The sequence below is a fragment of the Streptomyces sp. NPDC048434 genome (genome assembly GCF_043200375.1).
GTDB lineage: Bacteria > Actinomycetota > Actinomycetes > Streptomycetales > Streptomycetaceae > Streptomyces.
Genome location: NZ_JBICXQ010000007.1, coordinates 173,614 through 190,938 on the forward strand (window position 1 = coordinate 173,614; position 17,325 = coordinate 190,938).

16 protein-coding genes are annotated in these 17,325 nt (G+C 72.2%); 6 read left to right on the forward strand and 10 right to left on the reverse strand.

Annotated elements, in window-relative coordinates:
* Positions 1-53 precede the first annotated feature (53 nt).
* Positions 54-980: a ribokinase gene (locus tag ACGFWI_RS10930; protein ID WP_393905725.1), complete on the forward strand. Its 927-nt coding sequence runs from the start codon at positions 54-56 to the stop codon at positions 978-980.
* A 316-nt stretch (positions 981-1,296) separates the two neighbouring features.
* Positions 1,297-2,454 (forward strand): sensor histidine kinase, encoded by a 1,158-nt coding sequence (locus ACGFWI_RS10935; protein ID WP_393905620.1) that lies wholly within the window; start codon positions 1,297-1,299, stop codon positions 2,452-2,454.
* A gap of 161 nt (positions 2,455-2,615) precedes the next feature.
* Here the strand turns inward: ACGFWI_RS10935 and ACGFWI_RS10940 are convergent, their stop codons facing one another.
* The 3 genes from ACGFWI_RS10940 to ACGFWI_RS10950 all read right to left on the reverse strand — a co-directional run bounded on the left by ACGFWI_RS10940 (position 2,616) and on the right by ACGFWI_RS10950 (position 5,834).
* Positions 2,616-4,016, reverse strand: a complete 1,401-nt coding sequence (locus tag ACGFWI_RS10940) for a nitrilase-related carbon-nitrogen hydrolase (RefSeq protein ID WP_393905621.1) — start codon at positions 4,014-4,016, stop codon at positions 2,616-2,618.
* 69 nt (positions 4,017-4,085) lie between these two features.
* Positions 4,086-5,378, reverse strand: a complete 1,293-nt coding sequence (locus ACGFWI_RS10945; RefSeq protein WP_393905622.1) for a pyroglutamyl peptidase — start codon at positions 5,376-5,378, stop codon at positions 4,086-4,088.
* A 144-nt stretch (positions 5,379-5,522) separates the two neighbouring features.
* Positions 5,523-5,834, reverse strand: coding sequence for a hypothetical protein (locus ACGFWI_RS10950; protein ID WP_393905623.1), 312 nt, complete (start codon positions 5,832-5,834; stop codon positions 5,523-5,525).
* A gap of 18 nt (positions 5,835-5,852) precedes the next feature.
* Here ACGFWI_RS10950 and ACGFWI_RS10955 point away from each other — a divergent pair, with 18 nt between their 5' ends.
* Entirely contained in the window at positions 5,853-6,401 is a 549-nt protein-coding gene (locus ACGFWI_RS10955) for a hypothetical protein (protein WP_393905624.1), read from the forward strand.
* A gap of 18 nt (positions 6,402-6,419) precedes the next feature.
* Here the strand turns inward: ACGFWI_RS10955 and ACGFWI_RS10960 are convergent, their stop codons facing one another.
* Positions 6,420-7,094: a TetR/AcrR family transcriptional regulator gene (locus tag ACGFWI_RS10960; RefSeq protein WP_393905625.1), complete on the reverse strand. Its 675-nt coding sequence runs from the start codon at positions 7,092-7,094 to the stop codon at positions 6,420-6,422.
* Positions 7,095-7,234: 140 nt separating this feature from the next.
* Here ACGFWI_RS10960 and ACGFWI_RS10965 point away from each other — a divergent pair, with 140 nt between their 5' ends.
* Entirely contained in the window at positions 7,235-9,778 is a 2,544-nt protein-coding gene (locus ACGFWI_RS10965) for a beta-glucosidase (protein ID WP_393905626.1), read from the forward strand.
* Positions 9,779-9,828: 50 nt separating this feature from the next.
* On the opposite strand, the gene ACGFWI_RS10970 is transcribed toward ACGFWI_RS10965, so the two are convergent.
* From ACGFWI_RS10970 to ACGFWI_RS10980, 3 genes are all read right to left on the reverse strand, one after another.
* Positions 9,829-10,527, reverse strand: coding sequence for a DUF4097 family beta strand repeat-containing protein (locus ACGFWI_RS10970; protein WP_393905627.1), 699 nt, complete (start codon positions 10,525-10,527; stop codon positions 9,829-9,831).
* 122 nt (positions 10,528-10,649) lie between these two features.
* A complete protein-coding gene (locus ACGFWI_RS10975) occupies positions 10,650-11,696 on the reverse strand; it encodes an aldose epimerase family protein (protein ID WP_393905628.1) in 1,047 nt (348 codons plus the stop codon).
* Positions 11,697-11,834: 138 nt separating this feature from the next.
* On the reverse strand, positions 11,835-12,737 hold the full coding sequence (locus tag ACGFWI_RS10980; protein ID WP_393905629.1) for an SGNH/GDSL hydrolase family protein: 903 nt from the start codon (positions 12,735-12,737) through the stop codon (positions 11,835-11,837).
* 323 nt (positions 12,738-13,060) lie between these two features.
* On the opposite strand from ACGFWI_RS10980, the gene ACGFWI_RS10985 reads away from it, so the two are divergent.
* Both ACGFWI_RS10985 and ACGFWI_RS10990 read left to right on the forward strand, forming a co-directional pair.
* The gene (locus tag ACGFWI_RS10985) at positions 13,061-13,555 is read left to right on the forward strand and encodes a DUF3145 domain-containing protein (RefSeq protein ID WP_393905630.1); all 495 of its coding nucleotides are present in this window, start codon (positions 13,061-13,063) and stop codon (positions 13,553-13,555) included.
* 71 nt (positions 13,556-13,626) lie between these two features.
* Positions 13,627-14,517 carry an NAD(P)-dependent oxidoreductase gene (locus ACGFWI_RS10990; RefSeq protein ID WP_393905631.1) on the forward strand — a complete coding sequence of 297 codons (891 nt, stop codon included), beginning with the start codon at positions 13,627-13,629 and terminating at the stop codon, positions 14,515-14,517.
* Positions 14,518-14,573: 56 nt separating this feature from the next.
* Here ACGFWI_RS10990 and fabF read toward each other — a convergent pair whose 3' ends face one another.
* The 3 genes from fabF to ACGFWI_RS11005 form a co-directional block, all read right to left on the reverse strand.
* Positions 14,574-15,839 carry a beta-ketoacyl-ACP synthase II gene (gene fabF / locus ACGFWI_RS10995; protein WP_393905632.1) on the reverse strand — a complete coding sequence of 422 codons (1,266 nt, stop codon included), beginning with the start codon at positions 15,837-15,839 and terminating at the stop codon, positions 14,574-14,576.
* 77 nt (positions 15,840-15,916) lie between these two features.
* Positions 15,917-16,165: an acyl carrier protein gene (locus ACGFWI_RS11000; protein ID WP_006605825.1), complete on the reverse strand. Its 249-nt coding sequence runs from the start codon at positions 16,163-16,165 to the stop codon at positions 15,917-15,919.
* Positions 16,166-16,270: 105 nt separating this feature from the next.
* The gene (locus ACGFWI_RS11005) at positions 16,271-17,317 is read right to left on the reverse strand and encodes a ketoacyl-ACP synthase III (protein ID WP_393905633.1); all 1,047 of its coding nucleotides are present in this window, start codon (positions 17,315-17,317) and stop codon (positions 16,271-16,273) included.
* Positions 17,318-17,325 lie beyond the last annotated feature (8 nt).

Below are 17,325 nucleotides of genomic sequence, written 5' to 3' on the forward strand. Positions count from 1 at the left end.
CCCCGGCGGGCCGCCGGGCAACGACAGATGAGAGAAAAATGGGAGAGCGGCGCATGTATGACGTCCTGGTGGTCGGCTCGGCCAACGCGGATCTGACGGTACGGGTCGGACGGCGGCCCGGCGCGGGCGAGACCGTGACCGGCACCGACCTGGTCGAGTCGGCCGGCGGCAAGGGCGCCAACCAGGCGGCCGCCGCGGCCCGGATCGGCGGGCGCACCGCGCTGCTGGCGCGGATCGGCGGCGATGCGTACGGCGCACTGCTGCTGAGCGCCCAGCACGACGCGGGCACCGATGTCACACCGGTGATCGTGGACGACGCCGCCCGCACCGGCACCGCAATGATCATCGTCGACCCGGACGGCGACAACAGCATCGTGGTCTCGCCCGGCGCCAACGCCGCCCTCACGCCGCAGGACGTGGCGGCGGCGAAGGACACCTTTGCCGCCGCCTCGGTGGTCTCCCTCCAGCTGGAGATCCCCATGGAGTCCGTACGGGCCGCCGCGACGGCCGCCGAGCAGGCCGGCACCCGTGTCGTCCTCAACCCCTCCCCGGCTCCCGAGGCGGGTGCGCTGGCCTCCGAACTCCTCGCGGTGGCCGACCCGTTGGTGGTCAACGAGCACGAGGCGCGGCAGCTCTCCGGGCTCGCCGACGGCACGCCCGCCGAGTGGGCGCAGGCGCTGTGCGACCGGGGCGCCCGCTCCGTCGTGGTCACCCTCGGCGGTGACGGCGCGCTGGTCCTGGACGCCTCGGGAGCCACAGCCGTCCCGGGCGTACGGGTCAACGCCGTGGACACCACCGGCGCCGGCGACGCCTTCACGGGTGCCCTCGCCACCCGTCTGGCCCGCGGCGACGCGCTGCCCGAGGCGGCGCGCTTCGCCGTAAGGGTGGGCGCCGCGGCCGTCACCAAGCCGGGTGCCCAGCCGTCCTATCCGACCCGGGCGGAGCTGGAGGTACTGGCGCCCGAGCTGCCGCAGGGCTGAGGCCCGTCCGGCGACCCGGCGACCCGGCGACCCGGCGTGGCGAGGGGCCGGACCGGGAGGTGATCCACTCCTTACTGCCGGTTTATGGGTCCTTTGGGCAGGATGGGTGCTGTGAGGCAACTGTCGTGTGCCTTGCGGTATCTGAGGAAGGACCAGCAGTGCGCTCACCCCTCGTCCCGGTATCGGTCGCCGTGCCCGCGTCACCGGGGCCCCGGGGCTGAGCGCGGTGGCACTCTCCTCCCGGTCGCCCGCGCCGGTGACGGCAGCTCCGCAGCCCGCCTGGAGTCCCCGGCCGCACCACCGCCAAGTGCCGTGGTTGCGGCCGACCATCCGGATAAGGCTCGCGCTGCTGTACGGCGGCATGTTCCTGATGGCGGGGGTCGTGCTGCTCACGATCATCTACATTCTGGCGGCCAACACCCTCAAGGAGGGGACCCCGGAGTTCAGGGTCTTCGGCAGCAACGTCAGGCTGGGCAATATCAGCTGTCCCGACCTGCCGTCGGTCGGCACGGTCCACCAGATCAATGAGGCGATCGGCCACTGCATCCGCAATCAGCGCGCACTGGCGCTGCACACCTTCCTGAACCGCTCCCTGACGGCTCTGGTGGGCCTGACGGTCATCGCCTTCGCCTTCGGCTATGCGATGGCGGGCCGGGTGCTGTCGCCGCTGGGGCGCATCACGCGTACCGCCCAGCGGGTGGCCGGCTCCGATCTGCACCGCCGGATCGAGCTGGGCGGGCCGGACGACGAGCTCAAGGAGCTGGCCGACACCTTTGACGAGATGCTGGACCGGCTTGACCGGGCCTTCGAGTCGCAGCGGCGGTTCGTCGCCAATGCCTCGCACGAGCTGCGGACGCCGCTGGCGATCAATCGCACGCTGCTGGAGGTCCAGCTCGCCGATCCGGAGGCGTCCCCCGAGCTCGCGCAGCTCGGCAAGACGCTGCTGGCGACGAACGAGCGCAGCGAGCAGCTGGTGGAGGGCCTGCTGCTGCTCGCCCGCAGCGAGAACAAGGTCGTCGACAAGAAGCCGGTCGATCTGTCCGAGGTCGCGTCCCAGGCCGTCGACCAGACCCGCGAGGAGTCCCAGGCCAGGGGCGTGGAGCTGCGCGGGGACCGTCAGCGGGCGGTCGTGCAGGGCAACGGGGTGCTGCTGGAGCGGATCGCGCTGAATCTGGTGCAGAACGCGGTCCGTTACAACCTCCCCGATGACGGCTGGGTGGAGGTCACCACGGAGCCGCAGCTCGGCTGTGCGGTCCTGGTGGTCGCCAATACCGGTCCGGTGGTGCCTGCCTACGAGGTGGAGAACCTCTTCGAGCCGTTCCGGCGGCTGCGCACCGAGCGCACCGGCAGCGACAAGGGCGTGGGCCTGGGCTTGTCCATCGTGCGCTCGGTCGTGCGCGCGCACGACGGCACCATCACGGCCGAGCCCCGCGAGAGCGGCGGCCTGCGGATGCGGGTCGTGCTGCCGTTGTAGACGCCACGCTCCGCAGGGCCGCCGCCCCCGGCGGCCACCGGCACCCCCCGGTCACCCGTCGCCCACCGCGCCCACCGCGGGCTCCGCGCCCACCGCGCCCACAGCGGCCTCCCGGCACGCAAGGACTCAGCGGACGGGGCCGTTGGTGTCGCCGGGGAGAATCACCGCTCGTCCAGCTCCTTCGGTCCGTACAGCGCGTGGTCCGCGCCCGTCGCCAGTGCCCAGTAGCGGTCGCCGTAGGACCAGTGCCACCACTCGGTCGGGTAGTTGACCAGCCCGGCGGCGGTCAGCGCGGTGTTCAGCACCCGCCGGTTGGTGCGGGCGGCGGGCGTCAGATCCGGCGCGCCCGTGTAGCAGGCGCCGTTGCTCTCCTCGGGGGACGCATTGATCGGTGTCCCCATGTCGACTTCTTGCCCCTCCGCGGTGACGAGGGTGAGATCCACCGCGCCGCCCGCACTGTGCGGTGCGATCTCGGGCGGCGACACATAGCGGCTGGCGGCCCGGTGGATACGCCCGGCCTCCCAGCCGGGGTGCGAGGCGCGCAGCTCGTCCGTGTACTCCTCGAAGTAGCGGCGCTGCAGCCCCGGCGGCCGGTAGCCCTCGACGATCCGCAGCCGCAGCCCGTCCGGCAGTGCCTTCTGCGCCGCCAGCAGCCGCTGCAGCACCCCCTCGCGCAGCTGCGCGAAGGCGCCCCGGGCGTCGTAGCGGTGCTCGGCCACCAGCAGCTCGGGCGCCGCGGTCCGCACGTCCCGCAGCGGCTCCCCGCACTCCCGGACGGGGACCGCGGCCACCGCCGGGTCCGCCATCAGCGTGATCCGGTCGCGGACATCGCTCAGCACCAGCTCCGCACCGTCCCCCGGAACGGTCCACTCGGCAGCCGCCGCCACCCGCTCGCCGGACGGCAGCCAGACGCCGCTGAGGCCGCACCCCGCACCGGAGTGCCCGGTCCCCGCGCCGTTGGCGAGCAGCACCTGCAGCCCGTGCTCCCGTGCCAGTTGCCCGTATTGCGCCACCCGCTGCGCCGAGTCGTGGAAGGAGCTGGCGAGATACACCCGGCAGCCGTCCGCCGCGGCCCGCGCCGGCACCTCGGGGAAGCTGTTGTCGAAGCAGATGGCGAGCGCGAACCGGATCCCGCCCAGGGTGAAGCGGCCGTCGGCGCTGCCCGGTGCGAAGAGTGCGCTCTCGTCCTCCCCTTCGCCCCCGAACAGATGGACCTTGTCGTAGCGGGTGAGCAGCGCGCCGTCCGGTCCGAGGACGAACGAGGAGATCGTCGGCCGGCCCCCGTCACCGGCGGCGCGGCCCGCCGCGTTCACCACCGCCGCGACCCCCGTGGCCCGGCACGCCTCGCGGACGGGGGCCAGCCGGGCATCGTCCTCCGTGACCGTCATACCGGTCGGATCGGCGGCTATGAGCCGCAGGTCGTAGTGCGTCAGCGCGAGTTCGGAGAACACCACCAGACCCGCCCCGCGTTCGGCGGCCTCGGCAATGAGCGCGGCCATCCGCGCCGCATTGGCCTCGATCTCGCCCGGGACCGGCGTGAATTGTGCGGCAGCAATGATCATTCACCCATGATGCCCGGCGGTCCGGGCGGCTTTACGCCGCGCCGGCACCCGCCCGCGACCGGGGCGTCCCTACCCCCGGGCGTCCCTCACCGCCGCGGCCTCCGATGCCGCCACCGTCACGATCGCCCGTACCTGCCCGGTGATCGCGACCCGGTGCTGTACGAAGTCCGGGTCGGTGACCCGGCCGTGCGCCGGGTCCGTGTTGCCGGGGCCGAACTCCAGCACCGGGGTGTGCAGATGCCCGCCCGGGAGCGCCGGGCGCACCGCGTCCCTCAGCAGGGTCGCCCGATAGGCGATCTCGTTGGACAGATAGTCACCGCCACCCCCGGCACGGGCCGTGGACCCGGGAGTCGGGCCGTCCGGCCGGTCGACCGGCTCGGTGCCGCCCGCCGGGATCTCCGTGACCTCGGTGTGGTCGACCACGGGGAAGGGCCCGGTCCCGGCCGCCACGATCCGGGCGTACGGCAGGCTGGTGGTCGTCCACTGCGGCTGGGGCCGCACAGTCGGCACCCCCGCCGGAATCGGCACGGTCTCCGTACGGGATTCCCGTGCATTGTCCGGATAGCCGCCCCGCCAGGCCCCGTTGGTCCGCTCGACGTCGAACCGGCCGGGCCTCCCCTGGCTGATCGTCGTGAACAGGTCGGCCTGCCGCGGCCCGCGCCGGAAGTGCGGCAGCAGTGTGCGCTCGACCGTGCCGTCCGCGAAGTCGGCCCACCGTACGGGGAAGACCGCGGTCTCGATCCGGGCCGGCCGCCCCGAGGAGGTGCGCACCGTCGTCCCGTCCAGCGCGAGCGCCGCCGCCCCCGACGGATTGCTGCGTCGTGCATCGGCATCCAGCTGGAACGGGTCGAACCCGGTCACCACGATCCGCAGTACATGCTTGCCCGCGGGCAGATCGACGGAGTCCTCACCGCGCGAGCCCCGCTCCAACGAGCCGAGGAGGGCACGGCGCCCGGACTCCGTCAGCGCGAAGTCCGGCTGCCACTGGCGCAGTTGCCTGGTCATCCCCAGCCGCGCCCAGTAGAGCGGCCGGTCGTCGTCCCGGCTCAGATCGCCGCCGTCGGGCCCGCGCCCCTGTGCCCGGTCCACGGCTCGCCGCCACAGCGCACGTCCCTGGTCCGCGGCATAGCGCCGGGCTTCCCCGTAGGTGGTCACCCGCGCCAGCCCGCGCCCGAACTCCAGCTCCACCGCGTCGAATCCACTGCGCCGCAGGATCTCCTGCGGCGCGGTCTGCGTCAACCGCCCCTCCTCCACCGTGACATCCGCCGGGGCGGCCGCGGTGGCCGGCGCCGTCAGGGACAGCGGTGCGGCGGCCAGCAGCGCGACACCCAGCGCGCCCATCCTGGTACGTATGCGTCTCATGGGGGCGAGTAAAGCGGTGCGCGCGGCGGGACGGTAGAGGGGCGGGCCGTTACCCCGGTGCCCTGCCCCTTGTCCGACGGCCGACCGCGGATAGGGTTTCTGGTCGATCCGGTCCACCACCGCGTCCGGCGCTATCCACGAGACTCAGGGGGACTCTCTGTGGCCACCCCGCCACCACCACACGGCCCGTACCCGTACGCCCCACCGCCTGCGGGGCCCTACCCGCAACAGTCCGCCGGTGCCCCTCCGCACCAGCCGCCGGGTGCCGCCCCGCACCAGCCTGCCGGCCCGTATGCCCCGCAGCCGGGATACCCGGCCCAGGCCCCGTACCCGTACGCCCAGCAGCACCCGCAGCAGCACCCACACCCACATCAGCACCCGCAGCCGTACGCCGGCGCCCCGGGCTGTCAGTTCTGCGGTGCTCAGCCCGCCGTGCAGGCCACCGTGCGCGGGCATCAGGGCATCCTCATTCTGATGCGGTTCCTCAGCCGCAGGGGAATGTTCTGCCGCTCCTGCGGGCTGGCCGTCTACCGTGAGATGTCCGCGAAGACGCTGTGGCAGGGCTGGTGGAGCCCGCTGTCCGTGGCCATCACCCCGCTCACCCTGCTGATGAACCTCGGCCCCCGGGGCCGATTCCGCAAACTGGCGCCCCCGGTAGGCGGCTTCAGGCCCTCGCTCGACCCGGGCAAGTCGCTGCTGCGCCGGCCGGCCGCGATGCTGTTCCTGGTGCCGATGGCCCTCGTGGTCGTGGCGATTCCGGTCCTGTTCGTAGGCGGCGTGTTCATCGAGGGGGCCGGTATCGGGAAGGTGCCCACCCTCGCCGTCGGTGACTGCGTACGCAACGAAGGTGACTGGCAGGACCAGGATCTGGAGGTCGTGGACTGCGGTTCGGCCGACGCGAAGTACAAGGTGACCCGCAGGCTCGACGGCTCGAAGCACCAGTGCGCCGACGGTGAGATGCTCGCCGACCTGGAGTACAGCCCGGACAAGGCGACGGTTTCCTGCCTCGCTCCCGCCCGGTAGGGACGCAGGGGTGGCGGATCAGTCCTCGTCCGTCTCCTCGCCGGGCCCGGCGCCCGGTCCCGCTCCCCGTCCGAGCAGCGCCAGGAAGTCCCGGAACGCCGCCGGCATGTCCACCTCCTCCGGGTCCAGCAGCCACTGCAGTTGCAGTCCGTCCATCACGGCGGACAGCAGCGGCGCCGCCCGCTCCGGGGTCAGACCGCCGGGCAGCGTGTCGCCGCACTCGGCCCGCAGCGCCTCGGTCATCGAGGCCCGTACGGCGCGGAAACGGGACTCGAAGAAGGCGCGGGCGGGGTGGTCCTCGGTGACGCTGTCGGCGGACAGCACCGTGTAGGTCTGGACGATGCCGGGGCGGGTGGCGTTGTAGTCGACGAGCTGGGCGAGGGCGTCGGTGCGCCAGGTGCCGGACGCCGCGGCGGCCGAGGCCAGATCCCAGCGGTCGCGCGCCTCCAGCACGCCGACCAGCAGCAGTTCCTTCGTCGGGAAGTGGTGCAGCAGCCCCTGCTGGGTCAGTCCGGCGCGCTCGGCGACGGCGGCGAGTGAGGTACGGCGGTAGCCGCGTTCGGCGATGAGCTCCATGGCGGCCTGCAGGAGGGCCTCGCGCCGCTCCGCGCGCTGGGCCTCCCGCCCGCCGCCGCCCCGCCGGGCGCCCGCCCCGCCGCCGTGGCGGGGTCCGTCCTGGTCTGGTGCAGTCACCGGCCGAGCGTAACCCTCGCGTGGAGATCCCGTACGACTGATGTAACGGAAAAGTAACGACGCCTACCGGACGGGAGGTGGGGCGGCAAGAATCCCGGCAGGGGGCCCGCACGTCCATTCAGGGAGCACCGGAGAGCCGCATGACCGACGCCCAGCCCCACCATCCCACCGATGCCGACGCCCGCCACCATGTCCGCGGCCACGGGCCTGACTACACCGCAGTGGTGGAGCGGGCGCTCGCCGCGCTCGACCTCGACACCAAGGTCCGGCTGCTGTCCGGCCAGGACATGTGGACCCTGCCGGCCGTGCCCGCGATCGGCCTGCGCTCGCTGGTGATGTCGGACGGCCCGGTCGGTGTGCGGGGCCAGGAGTGGAACGCCGAGGACCCCTCGGTCGCGCTGCCCAGCCCCACCGCGCTGGCCGCCACCTGGGACCCCGCCCTCGCCCGCCGGGCCGGCCACCTCCTCGCCCAGGAAGCCCGCCGCAAGGGCGTGCACGTACTCCTCGCACCGACCGTCAATCTCCACCGCTCACCGCTCGGCGGCCGCCACTTCGAGTGCTACGCCGAGGACCCGCTGCTCACCGGCGTGATCGGCGCCGGGTATGTGCGCGGTGTGCAGGAAGGCGGGGTCGGTACGACGGTCAAGCACTTCGTCGGCAATGACGCCGAGACCGACCGGCTCACGGTCGACAACCGCATCGCCCCGCGCCCGCTGCGCGAGCTCTATCTCGCGCCCTTCGAGCACATCGTCGAACACGCCCGCCCCTGGGGCGTCATGACCGCCTACAACCAGGTCAACGGCTCGACGATGACCGAACACCGCGCTCTTGTGCAGGACGTCCTGCGCGGCGAATGGGGCTTCGACGGCGTCACCGTCTCCGACTGGACGGCCGCCCGCCACACCGTGCGCGCCCTGCGCGGCGGCCTGGACGTGGCGATGCCGGGGCCCCGTACGGTCTACGGCGCGCCGCTCGCCGAGGTCGTCCGTGCGGGTGAGGTGGCCGAGTCGGAGGTGGACGACGCGGTGCGCAGGGTGCTGCTGCTCGCCGCCCGTACCGGATGCCTGGAAGGGGTGCCTGCCGCGGTCGATCCGGCCGCTGTCCCGCAGGGGATCGACGGCCGGGCGGTGGCCCGCGAGATCGCCCGGCGGGCGTGTGTCCTGCTGCGCAACGAGCCGGTGGCCGGGGCGCGGCGGGCGCTGCCGATCGATGCCGCCGCGGTCCGCAGGGTCGCCGTCATCGGGGCGGCCGCCCGCGATGCCCGGGTGCTCGGCGGCGGGTCCGCGACGGTCTTCCCCGACGCGGTCGTCTCCCCGCTGGAGGGGCTGCGCGCCGCGCTCCCCGACGAGGTCGAGGTCACCTACGCGGTCGGCGCCGAGCCGCGCACCCGGGTCCCGCACGCCCGTGAGGGCTTCACGCTGCGCGCCCGCTACCTGGCCGCCGACGGCCAAGTGCTCGCGGAGACGCCGCAGTTCGACGGCAGGGTGCGGGTGATGGACCGCTTCCCCGAGGGCGTCACCCGGCAGACCCTGAGCGCCGTCGAGCTGACCGGCAGCTGCACCCCGCGGATCACCGGCAGCCACACCCTCGCGGTCTCCGGCACCGGCGAGCTGCGGCTGACCGTCGGCGGTGCGGTCCTCTTCGACGGCCGTTGCGCGCCCGAGGGCAACGACCCCTTCGAGGCGTTCATGCACCCCGTGGAGCGGCGGATGACGGCGGAGCTGACCGCGGGCGAGAGCGTCGAGGTCACCCTGCGGTTCGTGCCGGGCGGCCCGGACCTGGGCGAGGGCCTGCACGGGCTGAACTTCGCCCTCGGCCACAGCGAGCCGCAGCTCGACGCCGATGCGGAGATCGCGGAGGCGGTCCGCGCCGCGGCCGCTGCCGATGTCGCGGTCGTGGTCGTCGCCACCACCGAAGAGGTCGAGTCCGAGGGCTTCGACCGCAGCGATCTGCGGCTGCCCGGCCGTCAGGACGAGCTGGTCACCCGGGTCGCCGCCGCCAATCCGCACACCGTCGTGGTCGTCAACTCCGGTTCCCCGGTGGAGCTTCCGTGGCGCGCGCAGGTCCCCGCCGTGCTGCTGAGCTGGTTCCCCGGCCAGGAGGCCGGTGCGGCGCTGGCCGATGTCCTGCTCGGTGCCCATGAGCCGGGCGGCCGGCTCCCCACCACCTGGCCGGCCCGGTTCGGCGACGCCCCGGTCACCACCGTCACCCCGACCGGCGGCCAACTCGCCTACTCCGAAGGGGTGTACATCGGCTATCGCGCCTGGCAGCGGTCCGCTCCCGCGCCCGCTTACCCCTTCGGCCACGGACTCGGCTACACCGACTGGGAGTACGAGTCGCTGGACACCACCCCGGACTCGGTGCGGGTGCGGGTGCGCAACGCGGGCGACCGGCCCGGCCGCGAGGTGGTCCAGCTCTATCTGGCGCCCACCGCGGACGCCGCCCCTGATGCTCCGGAGCGCCCGGCCCGCTGGCTGGCCGGTTTCGCCGTCGTCGAGGCCGGTCCCGGGGAGAGCGCCGAGGCCGAGATCCCGCTGCCGGACCGGGCCTTCGCGGTCTGGGAGGCGGGGGACGGCGGGGAAGCGGAGGACGGCGGCTGGCGCCGGGTCAAGGGCGTCTACCTCGTCGAGGCGGCGCACAGCGTCGACGACCGCAGGCTGGCGGCGGAGGTCACCGTCGGCTGACGTGACGGGGGACGGGGGCGCTCCCGCGCGCGGACGCCCCCGGTGCCCCCTCATGAGGGAACCACCGACACGTCACCGCCGCTGGATCGTGCCGTCACCTTGTGCGCGGAGCCCTTGTCCGCCGGGACGGAGACCTTGCGGTTGCCGCCGGTCGTCGAGGCGTCCACCGCATACGAGCCCTTCGGGAGGCGGATGGTGACATCGCCTCCGCTGGTCCGGCCCGACACCTGATCGGGTGCCGTGGACAGTGCGAGGTCCACATTTCCGCCGCTGGTCCTCGCCTTCGCCGTGCGGGCCGTGGAGTCGGCGACGGTGATATTGCCGCCGCTGGTCTCCGCGGCGATCCCGCCCGCGGCGCCGTGCACGGTGATGTCCCCGCCGCTGCTTCGCAGATCGACCGAGGCGTCGCGCGGCAGCAGGACCCGATAGCCCACGTCGCACTTGCGCCCCATGCCGCAGTCCTCGGCCTTGAGCGTCAGCCGGCCGTCCTTGACCCCGTGCTCGGGGGCCGGCTTCCGCTCGTTGTACACATACTTCTCCGTCACCTTGACCGACCCGCCGGCGTCGACCGGCACGACCTCGATGTCCCCGCCGTGCGTCGTCACCGAGAGCGCGGTGACCTTCCCGTGCACGGAGTACGTCCGCTCCGCCTCCTTCGTCGGGCCGTGACCCGACAGCGAGCAGCCGGTCGTGAGCACGGTCAACGCCGCACAGGACAGCAGGAGATGGGGAACGCGGAGGCGGGCCATGGTGAGAGCTCTCCCGAGGCAGGCAACGGACGAAGGGACCGGAGATCCGGTCACTGCTCATCGTTCCCTCTCCGTCGCTCCGCGGCGTCCCCGCGCAGGATGACCTTGTCCGCCCGCCGCCCTTAGGGGGATCCCGCACTCCGCGGCCGCACCGAGAACGCGTACACGGTCTCCGACCGATAGCCCTCGCCGGGCCGCAGCACCGTGCTGGGGAAGTCCGGGCGGTTCGGGGAGTCGGGAAAGTGCTGGGTCTCCAGGGCGAGGCCGGCCGCCGGGCCGTAGGGGACGCCCGAGCTGCCGGTCAGGGTGCCGTCGAGGTGGCCTGCGGTGTAGAGCTGCAGACCGGGCTCGGTGGTGGCCAGCTCCAGGACCCGGCCCGAGCGCGGGTCGTACAGCTCCGCGACCGTCCGCGGCTCCTCGCACACACCCCCGTCCAGCGCGAAGTTGTGGTCGTACGCCCCCGCCACCGCGCGCGCCGCCCGGAAGTCGAAGCGGGTACCGGTGACATCGGCGGGCGCACCGGGCACCGGAATGCCGGTGTCGTCGACGGGCGTGTAGCGGGACGCCGCCAGCCGCAGCTCATGACCGGCGGCGCTGCCGCTGCCGTCACCGCCCAGATTGAGGTACGTGTGGTTGGTGAGGTTGACGACGGTCGGTGCGTCGGTCGTCGCGCGCGAGACGATACGCAGCGCGCCGCCCTCGGAGAGGGTGTACGTCACGCGGACGTCCAGGGCGCCGGGGAAGCCTTCCTCACCCTCCGGGCTGACCCGGTGCAGCTGCACACCACCGTCGGCCTCCCGGGCGTCCCACACCACCTTGGAGAAGCCGCCCGGCCCGCCGTGCAGACTGTGGCGCCCGTCGTTCGGCGTCAGCGCGTGGGTCCTGCCGTCGAGCGCGAAGGACGCCCCGGCGATCCGGTTCGCATACCGCCCGACCAGCGCACCGAAGTGCGACCCGCCGTGCGCGGCATACGACGCGAGGTCGGCGAAGCCCAGCGCCAGCTGCCCCCTCGCCCCGTTCCGGTCCGGTGCCTCCACCGTCTGGACGATCCCGCCGTACGTGAGGATGCGGACGCGTATCCCGTCCGGGCCCGCATCCAGGGTCCAGCGGTCGACGCGGGTGCCGTCGTCCAGCGTGCCGAAGGGTTCCCTGCCGACCTGCGTCTTCATGCGCGTGAGCCTATGCCCGCGGCCCGTTGCCCACTGTCCGGGGACCGCGCGCAGGTGCGGGGGGTGTCCGGACCGTCCCGTCGTACGCCCGGAGAGCCCGGAGAGCCCGGAGAGCCCGGCGGACCGTGCGGAGAGCCCCTACGGCCGTGGCCGGGTGATCGCGCGGAACGCCATTGCCGCCAGCTCCTTCTGGCCGCGGGTGCCCGGGTGGAACCAGTCCCAGGCGCTCAACTGGCGGCCCGTGAAGCGGTAGTCGAAGACCGACTTGTCGAAGCGGCACAGCGGATCCTTGCCGCACACCTCGGCCAGCGCCGAGTTGTAGGCCATCACCTGCTTCCGCACCGTCGCCCGGCGGTCCTGCGCCGCCTTCGTCAGATCGTCCGGATCGCGCAGCATGGCCCCGCAGATGCCCAGCTTCCACACCTGCTTGCCGAGTGGGTTCTTGCGCCCCTCGGACCACAGCCGCAGCAGATCCGGCACCGCCGCGACATACACCTGGGTGTGCGGCAGGGCGCGCCGCAGATGCGTCATGGAGCGCACGAAGTCGGCGCGGAAGGCGGCCTTCGGGGTCATCGTCCCGACGTCGCGCCGGCAGGCGTCATTGGCGCCGATCAGGACCGTCACCAGTTCGGGTCTGCGGTCGACGGCCTCGGTGATCTGGTCCGGCAGTTCGCTCATCAGCGCACCGGTCCTGGCGAAGTTCCAGCTGTGCGTGGCCGGGTGTTTGACCAGCCGTCGGGCGAGGCTGTCGACCTTGGGGTCGGTGCCGGTGGCCCAGGAGGCCTGGGGGCAGTCGGACAGCAGCGTGCAGGCGTCGAAGCCGACGGTGATCGAGTCACCGAGCGCCGCGATCGAGCGGGGGTCGGTGTGCCATACGGGCGCCGGCTTGACGTGCCGCTTGTCCGGGTGCCGACCCGAGCCGCCGTCGCCGCTACAGGCGGTGAGGGCGATCACCAGCGCGAACGCGGTGGCGACGGTGCGTGAGGAGCGGAGACCGAAGCGGATGCGCCGGGGGCGAACAGGCCGATCGATCTGCGTCATCCCCTGTCCCCGTCCGGCGTGCGAGTGATATCTCTTCGGGTACCGACGGTACGTCACCCCCTCGACGGGCACCGCGCGGTAGCTTTGCCCCGTGCCTGCCGGGCGGTGACCCAACGTGGCAAGTGCAGTCGGCACAGACAAATTACATCACGTCATTTCCTGTCCCTTTTGCGGCAAATTCCGCCTAATGGTGTTTACTGTAGGTCACCAGCATGCTGGTGCCGAAGTGACCACTGGGGCAGAATGACAACTGTCCCGGCCGCAACCGGAACGGGCACGAGGCCGCTGGGGAAGGCGAACCTCGAACCGCACTGGAGGTCCCGGTGACGACACGTGGAGTTCTGTACATCCACTCCGCTCCTCGCGCGCTGTGCCCGCATGTCGAATGGGCCGTGGCGGGCGTCCTCGGTGTGCGCGTCAATCTCGACTGGATCCGCCAGCCGGCGTCCCCCGGCACCTGGAGAGCCGAGTTCTCGTGGCAGGGCGAGGCCGGCACGGCCTCCAAGCTGGCCTCCGCGCTGCGCGGCTGGCATCTGCTGCGCTTCGAAGTGACCGCGGAACCCTGCTCCACGGCCGAGGGTGAGCGCTACAGCTCCACCCCCGACCTGGGCATCTTCCATGCCGTCACGGGCATCCACGGCGACATCCTCATCCCAGAGGACCGGCTGCGCGCCGCGGTCGCCCGCTCGGCGCGCGGCGAGACCGAGCTGGCCGCCGAGGTCGACAAGCTCCTCGGCAAGCCCTGGGACGACGAACTGGAGCCGTTCCGGTACGCGGGCGAGGGCGCCCCGGTCCGCTGGCTCCACCAGGTCGTCTAGGCACCGGGGGACCGCCCCCGACACGCGGCAGCAGTTGCCCTGGAGTCCGCTCCACGGCCTAGCGTGCCGTCATGGCCGACAACAACTCTCCCGACGCTCTTTCAGTAGCGGTGCTCGGCACCGGAATCATGGGTGCGGCGATGGCCCGCAACCTCGCCAGGGCCGGTCTGGACGTCCGCGCCTGGAACCGCACGCGCGCCAGGGCCGAGCCGCTGGCCGCCGACGGAATCCGTGTCACCGGGACTCCCGCCGAGGCGGTGGACGGCGCCGACGTCGTCCTCACGATGCTGCTCGACGGGGAGGCCGTCCTGCACGCGGTCCGGCAGACCGCCGACGCGCTGCCGGCCGGTGCCCTGTGGCTCCAGATGAGCACGGTGGGCACCGAAGGCCTCCCGTCGCTCGTCCGGTTCGCCGACGAGCACCACCTGCGGTTCGTGGACGCCCCCGTACTGGGTACCAAGGCGCCCGCGGAGAAGGGGGACTTGACGATCCTGGCGGCCGGCCCCCAGGACGTCCGCGAGCGCGCGGAGCCCGTTTTCGGCAGCGTCGGGAGCCGGACCCTGTGGGTCGGTGAGGACGGCGCGAGCGGTGCCGCCAGCCGTCTCAAGCTCGTCGTCAACAACTGGGTGCTGACGGTCATCAACGGTACGGGTGAGTCCGTCGCGCTCGCCAAGGCGCTCGGTGTGGACCCGCGCGACTTCCTCGACGCGGTCGCCGGCGGGGCGCTCGACATGCCGTATCTACGGCTGAAATCCGAGGTGATCCTGTCCGAGAACTACGCCCCGAGCTTCACGGTGTCCGCGGCCCGCAAGGATGCCCGGCTCATCCTGGAAGCCGCCCAGGACGCCGGTGTACGGATGGATCTGGCGGCGGCGGCCGCCGAACGCCTGCGCCGGGCCGAGGGGCAGGGCCACGGTGAAGAGGACGCGGCAGCCGCGTACTTCGCCAGCTTCGGCGGCTGAGACATGCACAGGGCCCGCCCGGTGACATATCACCGGGCGGGCCCTTTCGGTGCGTGTCAGACCGTCCGGAAGGCCAGGACCACGTTGTGGCCGCCGAAGCCGAACGAGTCGTTCAGGGCCGCGATCCGGCCCTCGGCGGGCAGCTTGCGCGGCTCGCCGCGAACGATGTCCGCGTCGGCCTCCGGGTCGAGCTGGTCGATGTTGATCGTCGGCGGGGCGATCCGGTTCTTGAGCGCGAGGACCGTGGCCACCGTCTCGATACCGCCCGCGCCGCCCAGGAGGTGGCCGGTCATCGACTTCGTGCTGGTGATGGCCATGTGGTCGACGTCGTCGCCGAACGCCTTGCGCAGTGCCCTGAGCTCACCGACGTCACCGGCCGGCGTCGACGTCGCGTGCGCGTTCACATGCACGATCTCGGAGGGCTGGAGACCGGTGTTGTCCAGCAGGTTCTGCAGCGCCGCCGCGATGCCGTTGCCGGACGGCTCGGGCTGCGTGATGTGGTGGGCGTCGGCCGAGATGCCCTGGCCGATCGCCTCCGCGTAGATCGTGGCGCCGCGGGCCTTGGCGTGCTCCTCGGACTCCAGGATGATCACGCCGGCGCCCTCGCCGAGCACGAAGCCGTTGCGGTCGACGTCCCAGGGGCGGGAGGCGCCCTGCGGGTCGTCGTTGTTCTTGGACATCGCCATCATGTTGCCGAACGCCACGATCGGCAGCGGGTGGATGGCGGCCTCCGTGCCACCCGCGACGACGACGTCGGCGCGGCCCGAGCGGATCATCTCGATCGCGTAGCCGATGGCCTCGGCGCCCGACGCACACGCCGAGACCGGCGTGTGCACACCGGCGCGGGCGTTGAACTCGATGCCGACGTTGGCGGACGGCGAGTTCGGCATCAGCATCGGCACGGTGTGCGGGGAGACGCGGCGTACGCCCTTCTCCTTGAGCACGTCGTACTGGTCGAGCAGGGTCGTCACGCCGCCGATGCCGGAGGCGATGACGGCGCCCAGACGGTCGGGGTTGACCGACGTGTCCTCGCCCGCCTTGGCGGTGAAGCCCGCGTCCTTCCAGGCCTCCTGGGCCGCGACGAGCGCGAACTGCGCCGAGCGGTCCAGCTTGCGGGCCTGCGGCCGCGGAATGATCTCGGTCGGTTCGACGGCGATCTGCCCGGCGATACGGACGGGCAGTTCGGCGGCCCAGTCCTGTTCGAGGGTGCTGACACCGGAACGTCCGGCGAGCATGGCCTCCCAGGACGAAGCGCTGTCGCCACCCAGCGGTGTGGTTGCGCCGATACCGGTGACGACCACGGTGCGATTGGTCGCGTTCACGGGAATTCTTACTCCACGGGTAGAGGGGTCTGAATCGACGGCGCCACCGCGGGGTGGCGACATGCGCAGGAGCTGGATCAGCTCTGGTGCTTGAGGATGTAGTCGGTCGCGTCGCCGACCGTCTTGAGGTTCTTGACGTCGTCGTCCGGGATCTTCACGTCGAAGCGCTCTTCGGCGGCGACGACGACCTCGACCATGGACAGCGAGTCAACGTCCAGGTCGTCGGTGAAGGACTTGTCCACCTGGACGTCCTCGGTGGGGATCCCGGCGATCTCGTTCACGATCTCGGCGAGACCGGCAACGATCTCTTCCTGAGTGGCGGCCATGATGGCGCTCCTTCGGTCATTTTATGGGGAAACTGCGTTACTTGCGGTGAAGATCCGTGCGGCGGCCGATACATCCGAAGACGTACGGTGCTGCGCAGATCTTGCCTAGGGGAGGGTAACGACCGTCGCGGCGTAGACGAGACCCGCCCCGAAGCCGATGACCAGCGCGGTGTCGCCGCTCTTGGCCTGCCCGGTCGCCAACAGTCGCTCCATGGCGAGCGGGATGGAGGCGGCCGAGGTGTTGCCGGTGGTCTCCACATCGCGGGCGACCGTCACACTCTCCGGCAGCTTCAGAGTCTTCACCATCGAGTCGATGATCCGCATGTTGGCCTGGTGCGGGATGAAGACGTCCAGGTCGTCCGGGCTGACTCCGGCCACGTCCAGCGCCTGCTGGGCCACCTTCGCCATCTCGAACACCGCCCACCGGAAGACCGCCTGGCCCTCCTGCGTGATGGCGGGGTAACGGATCTCCTCCGGAGCCGGGCGGCCCTCGGGGGCGTCCCCTCCGGGGAGCGGGGTGGACCGGTAGACGTCCCAGTCGACGGTCTGCTTGATGGTCTCGGACTTGTCGCCCTCCGAGCCCCAGACGGTCGGGCCGATCATGGGCTCGTTCGCCGGGCCGACGATCACCGCGCCGGCGCCGTCACCGAAGAGGAAGGCCGTCGCGCGGTCCTCCAGATCGGTCAGGTCCGAGAGCCGCTCGACGCCGAGGACCAGGACGTACTCCGCCGAGCCCTCGGTCACCAGGCCCTTGGCCAGGGTCAGGCCGTAGCCGAAGCCCGCGCAGCCCGCCGAGATGTCGAACGCGGCCGGCTTGCCGGCACCGATACGGTGCGCGATCTCGGTCGCGATCGCCGGGGTCTGCTTGAAGTGCGACACGGTGGAGACGATCACGGCGCCGATCTGCTCGGGCGTGATGCCCGCGTCGGCGATCGCCTTGCCCGACGCCTCGACCGACATGGTCGCGACGGTCTCCTCGGGACCGGCCCAGTGGCGGGTCGCGATACCGGACCGCGAACGGATCCACTCGTCGGACGAGTCGATGTGCTTGAGGATCTCCTCGTTGGGCACGACTCGGGTCGGGCGGTAGCCGCCGACACCCATGATCCGCGCGTACGGGGCGCCCTTCGAGGGCTTGATCTTCGATGTCATGCGCTTCG

What these genes read in the sequence shown, in the direction of transcription:
- ACGFWI_RS10930 (WP_393905725.1), top strand. Translation starts at nt 54, where the DNA reads ATGTATGACGTCCTGGTGGTCGGCTCGGCCAACGCGGATCTGACGGTA.
- ACGFWI_RS10940 (WP_393905621.1), bottom strand. Translation starts at nt 4,016, where the DNA reads ATGATCATTGCTGCCGCACAATTCACGCCGGTCCCGGGCGAGATCGAG.
- ACGFWI_RS10945 (WP_393905622.1), bottom strand. Translation starts at nt 5,378, where the DNA reads ATGAGACGCATACGTACCAGGATGGGCGCGCTGGGTGTCGCGCTGCTG.
- ACGFWI_RS10950 (WP_393905623.1), bottom strand. Translation starts at nt 5,834, where the DNA reads ATGCCCGCGCACGGTGGCCTGCACGGCGGGCTGAGCACCGCAGAACTG.
- ACGFWI_RS10955 (WP_393905624.1), top strand. Translation starts at nt 5,853, where the DNA reads ATGCGGTTCCTCAGCCGCAGGGGAATGTTCTGCCGCTCCTGCGGGCTG.
- ACGFWI_RS10965 (WP_393905626.1), top strand. Translation starts at nt 7,235, where the DNA reads ATGACCGACGCCCAGCCCCACCATCCCACCGATGCCGACGCCCGCCAC.
- ACGFWI_RS10970 (WP_393905627.1), bottom strand. Translation starts at nt 10,527, where the DNA reads ATGGCCCGCCTCCGCGTTCCCCATCTCCTGCTGTCCTGTGCGGCGTTG.
- ACGFWI_RS10975 (WP_393905628.1), bottom strand. Translation starts at nt 11,696, where the DNA reads ATGAAGACGCAGGTCGGCAGGGAACCCTTCGGCACGCTGGACGACGGC.
- ACGFWI_RS10980 (WP_393905629.1), bottom strand. Translation starts at nt 12,737, where the DNA reads ATGACGCAGATCGATCGGCCTGTTCGCCCCCGGCGCATCCGCTTCGGT.
- ACGFWI_RS10990 (WP_393905631.1), top strand. Translation starts at nt 13,627, where the DNA reads ATGGCCGACAACAACTCTCCCGACGCTCTTTCAGTAGCGGTGCTCGGC.
- ACGFWI_RS11000 (WP_006605825.1), bottom strand. Translation starts at nt 16,165, where the DNA reads ATGGCCGCCACTCAGGAAGAGATCGTTGCCGGTCTCGCCGAGATCGTG.
- ACGFWI_RS11005 (WP_393905633.1), bottom strand. Translation starts at nt 17,317, where the DNA reads ATGACATCGAAGATCAAGCCCTCGAAGGGCGCCCCGTACGCGCGGATC.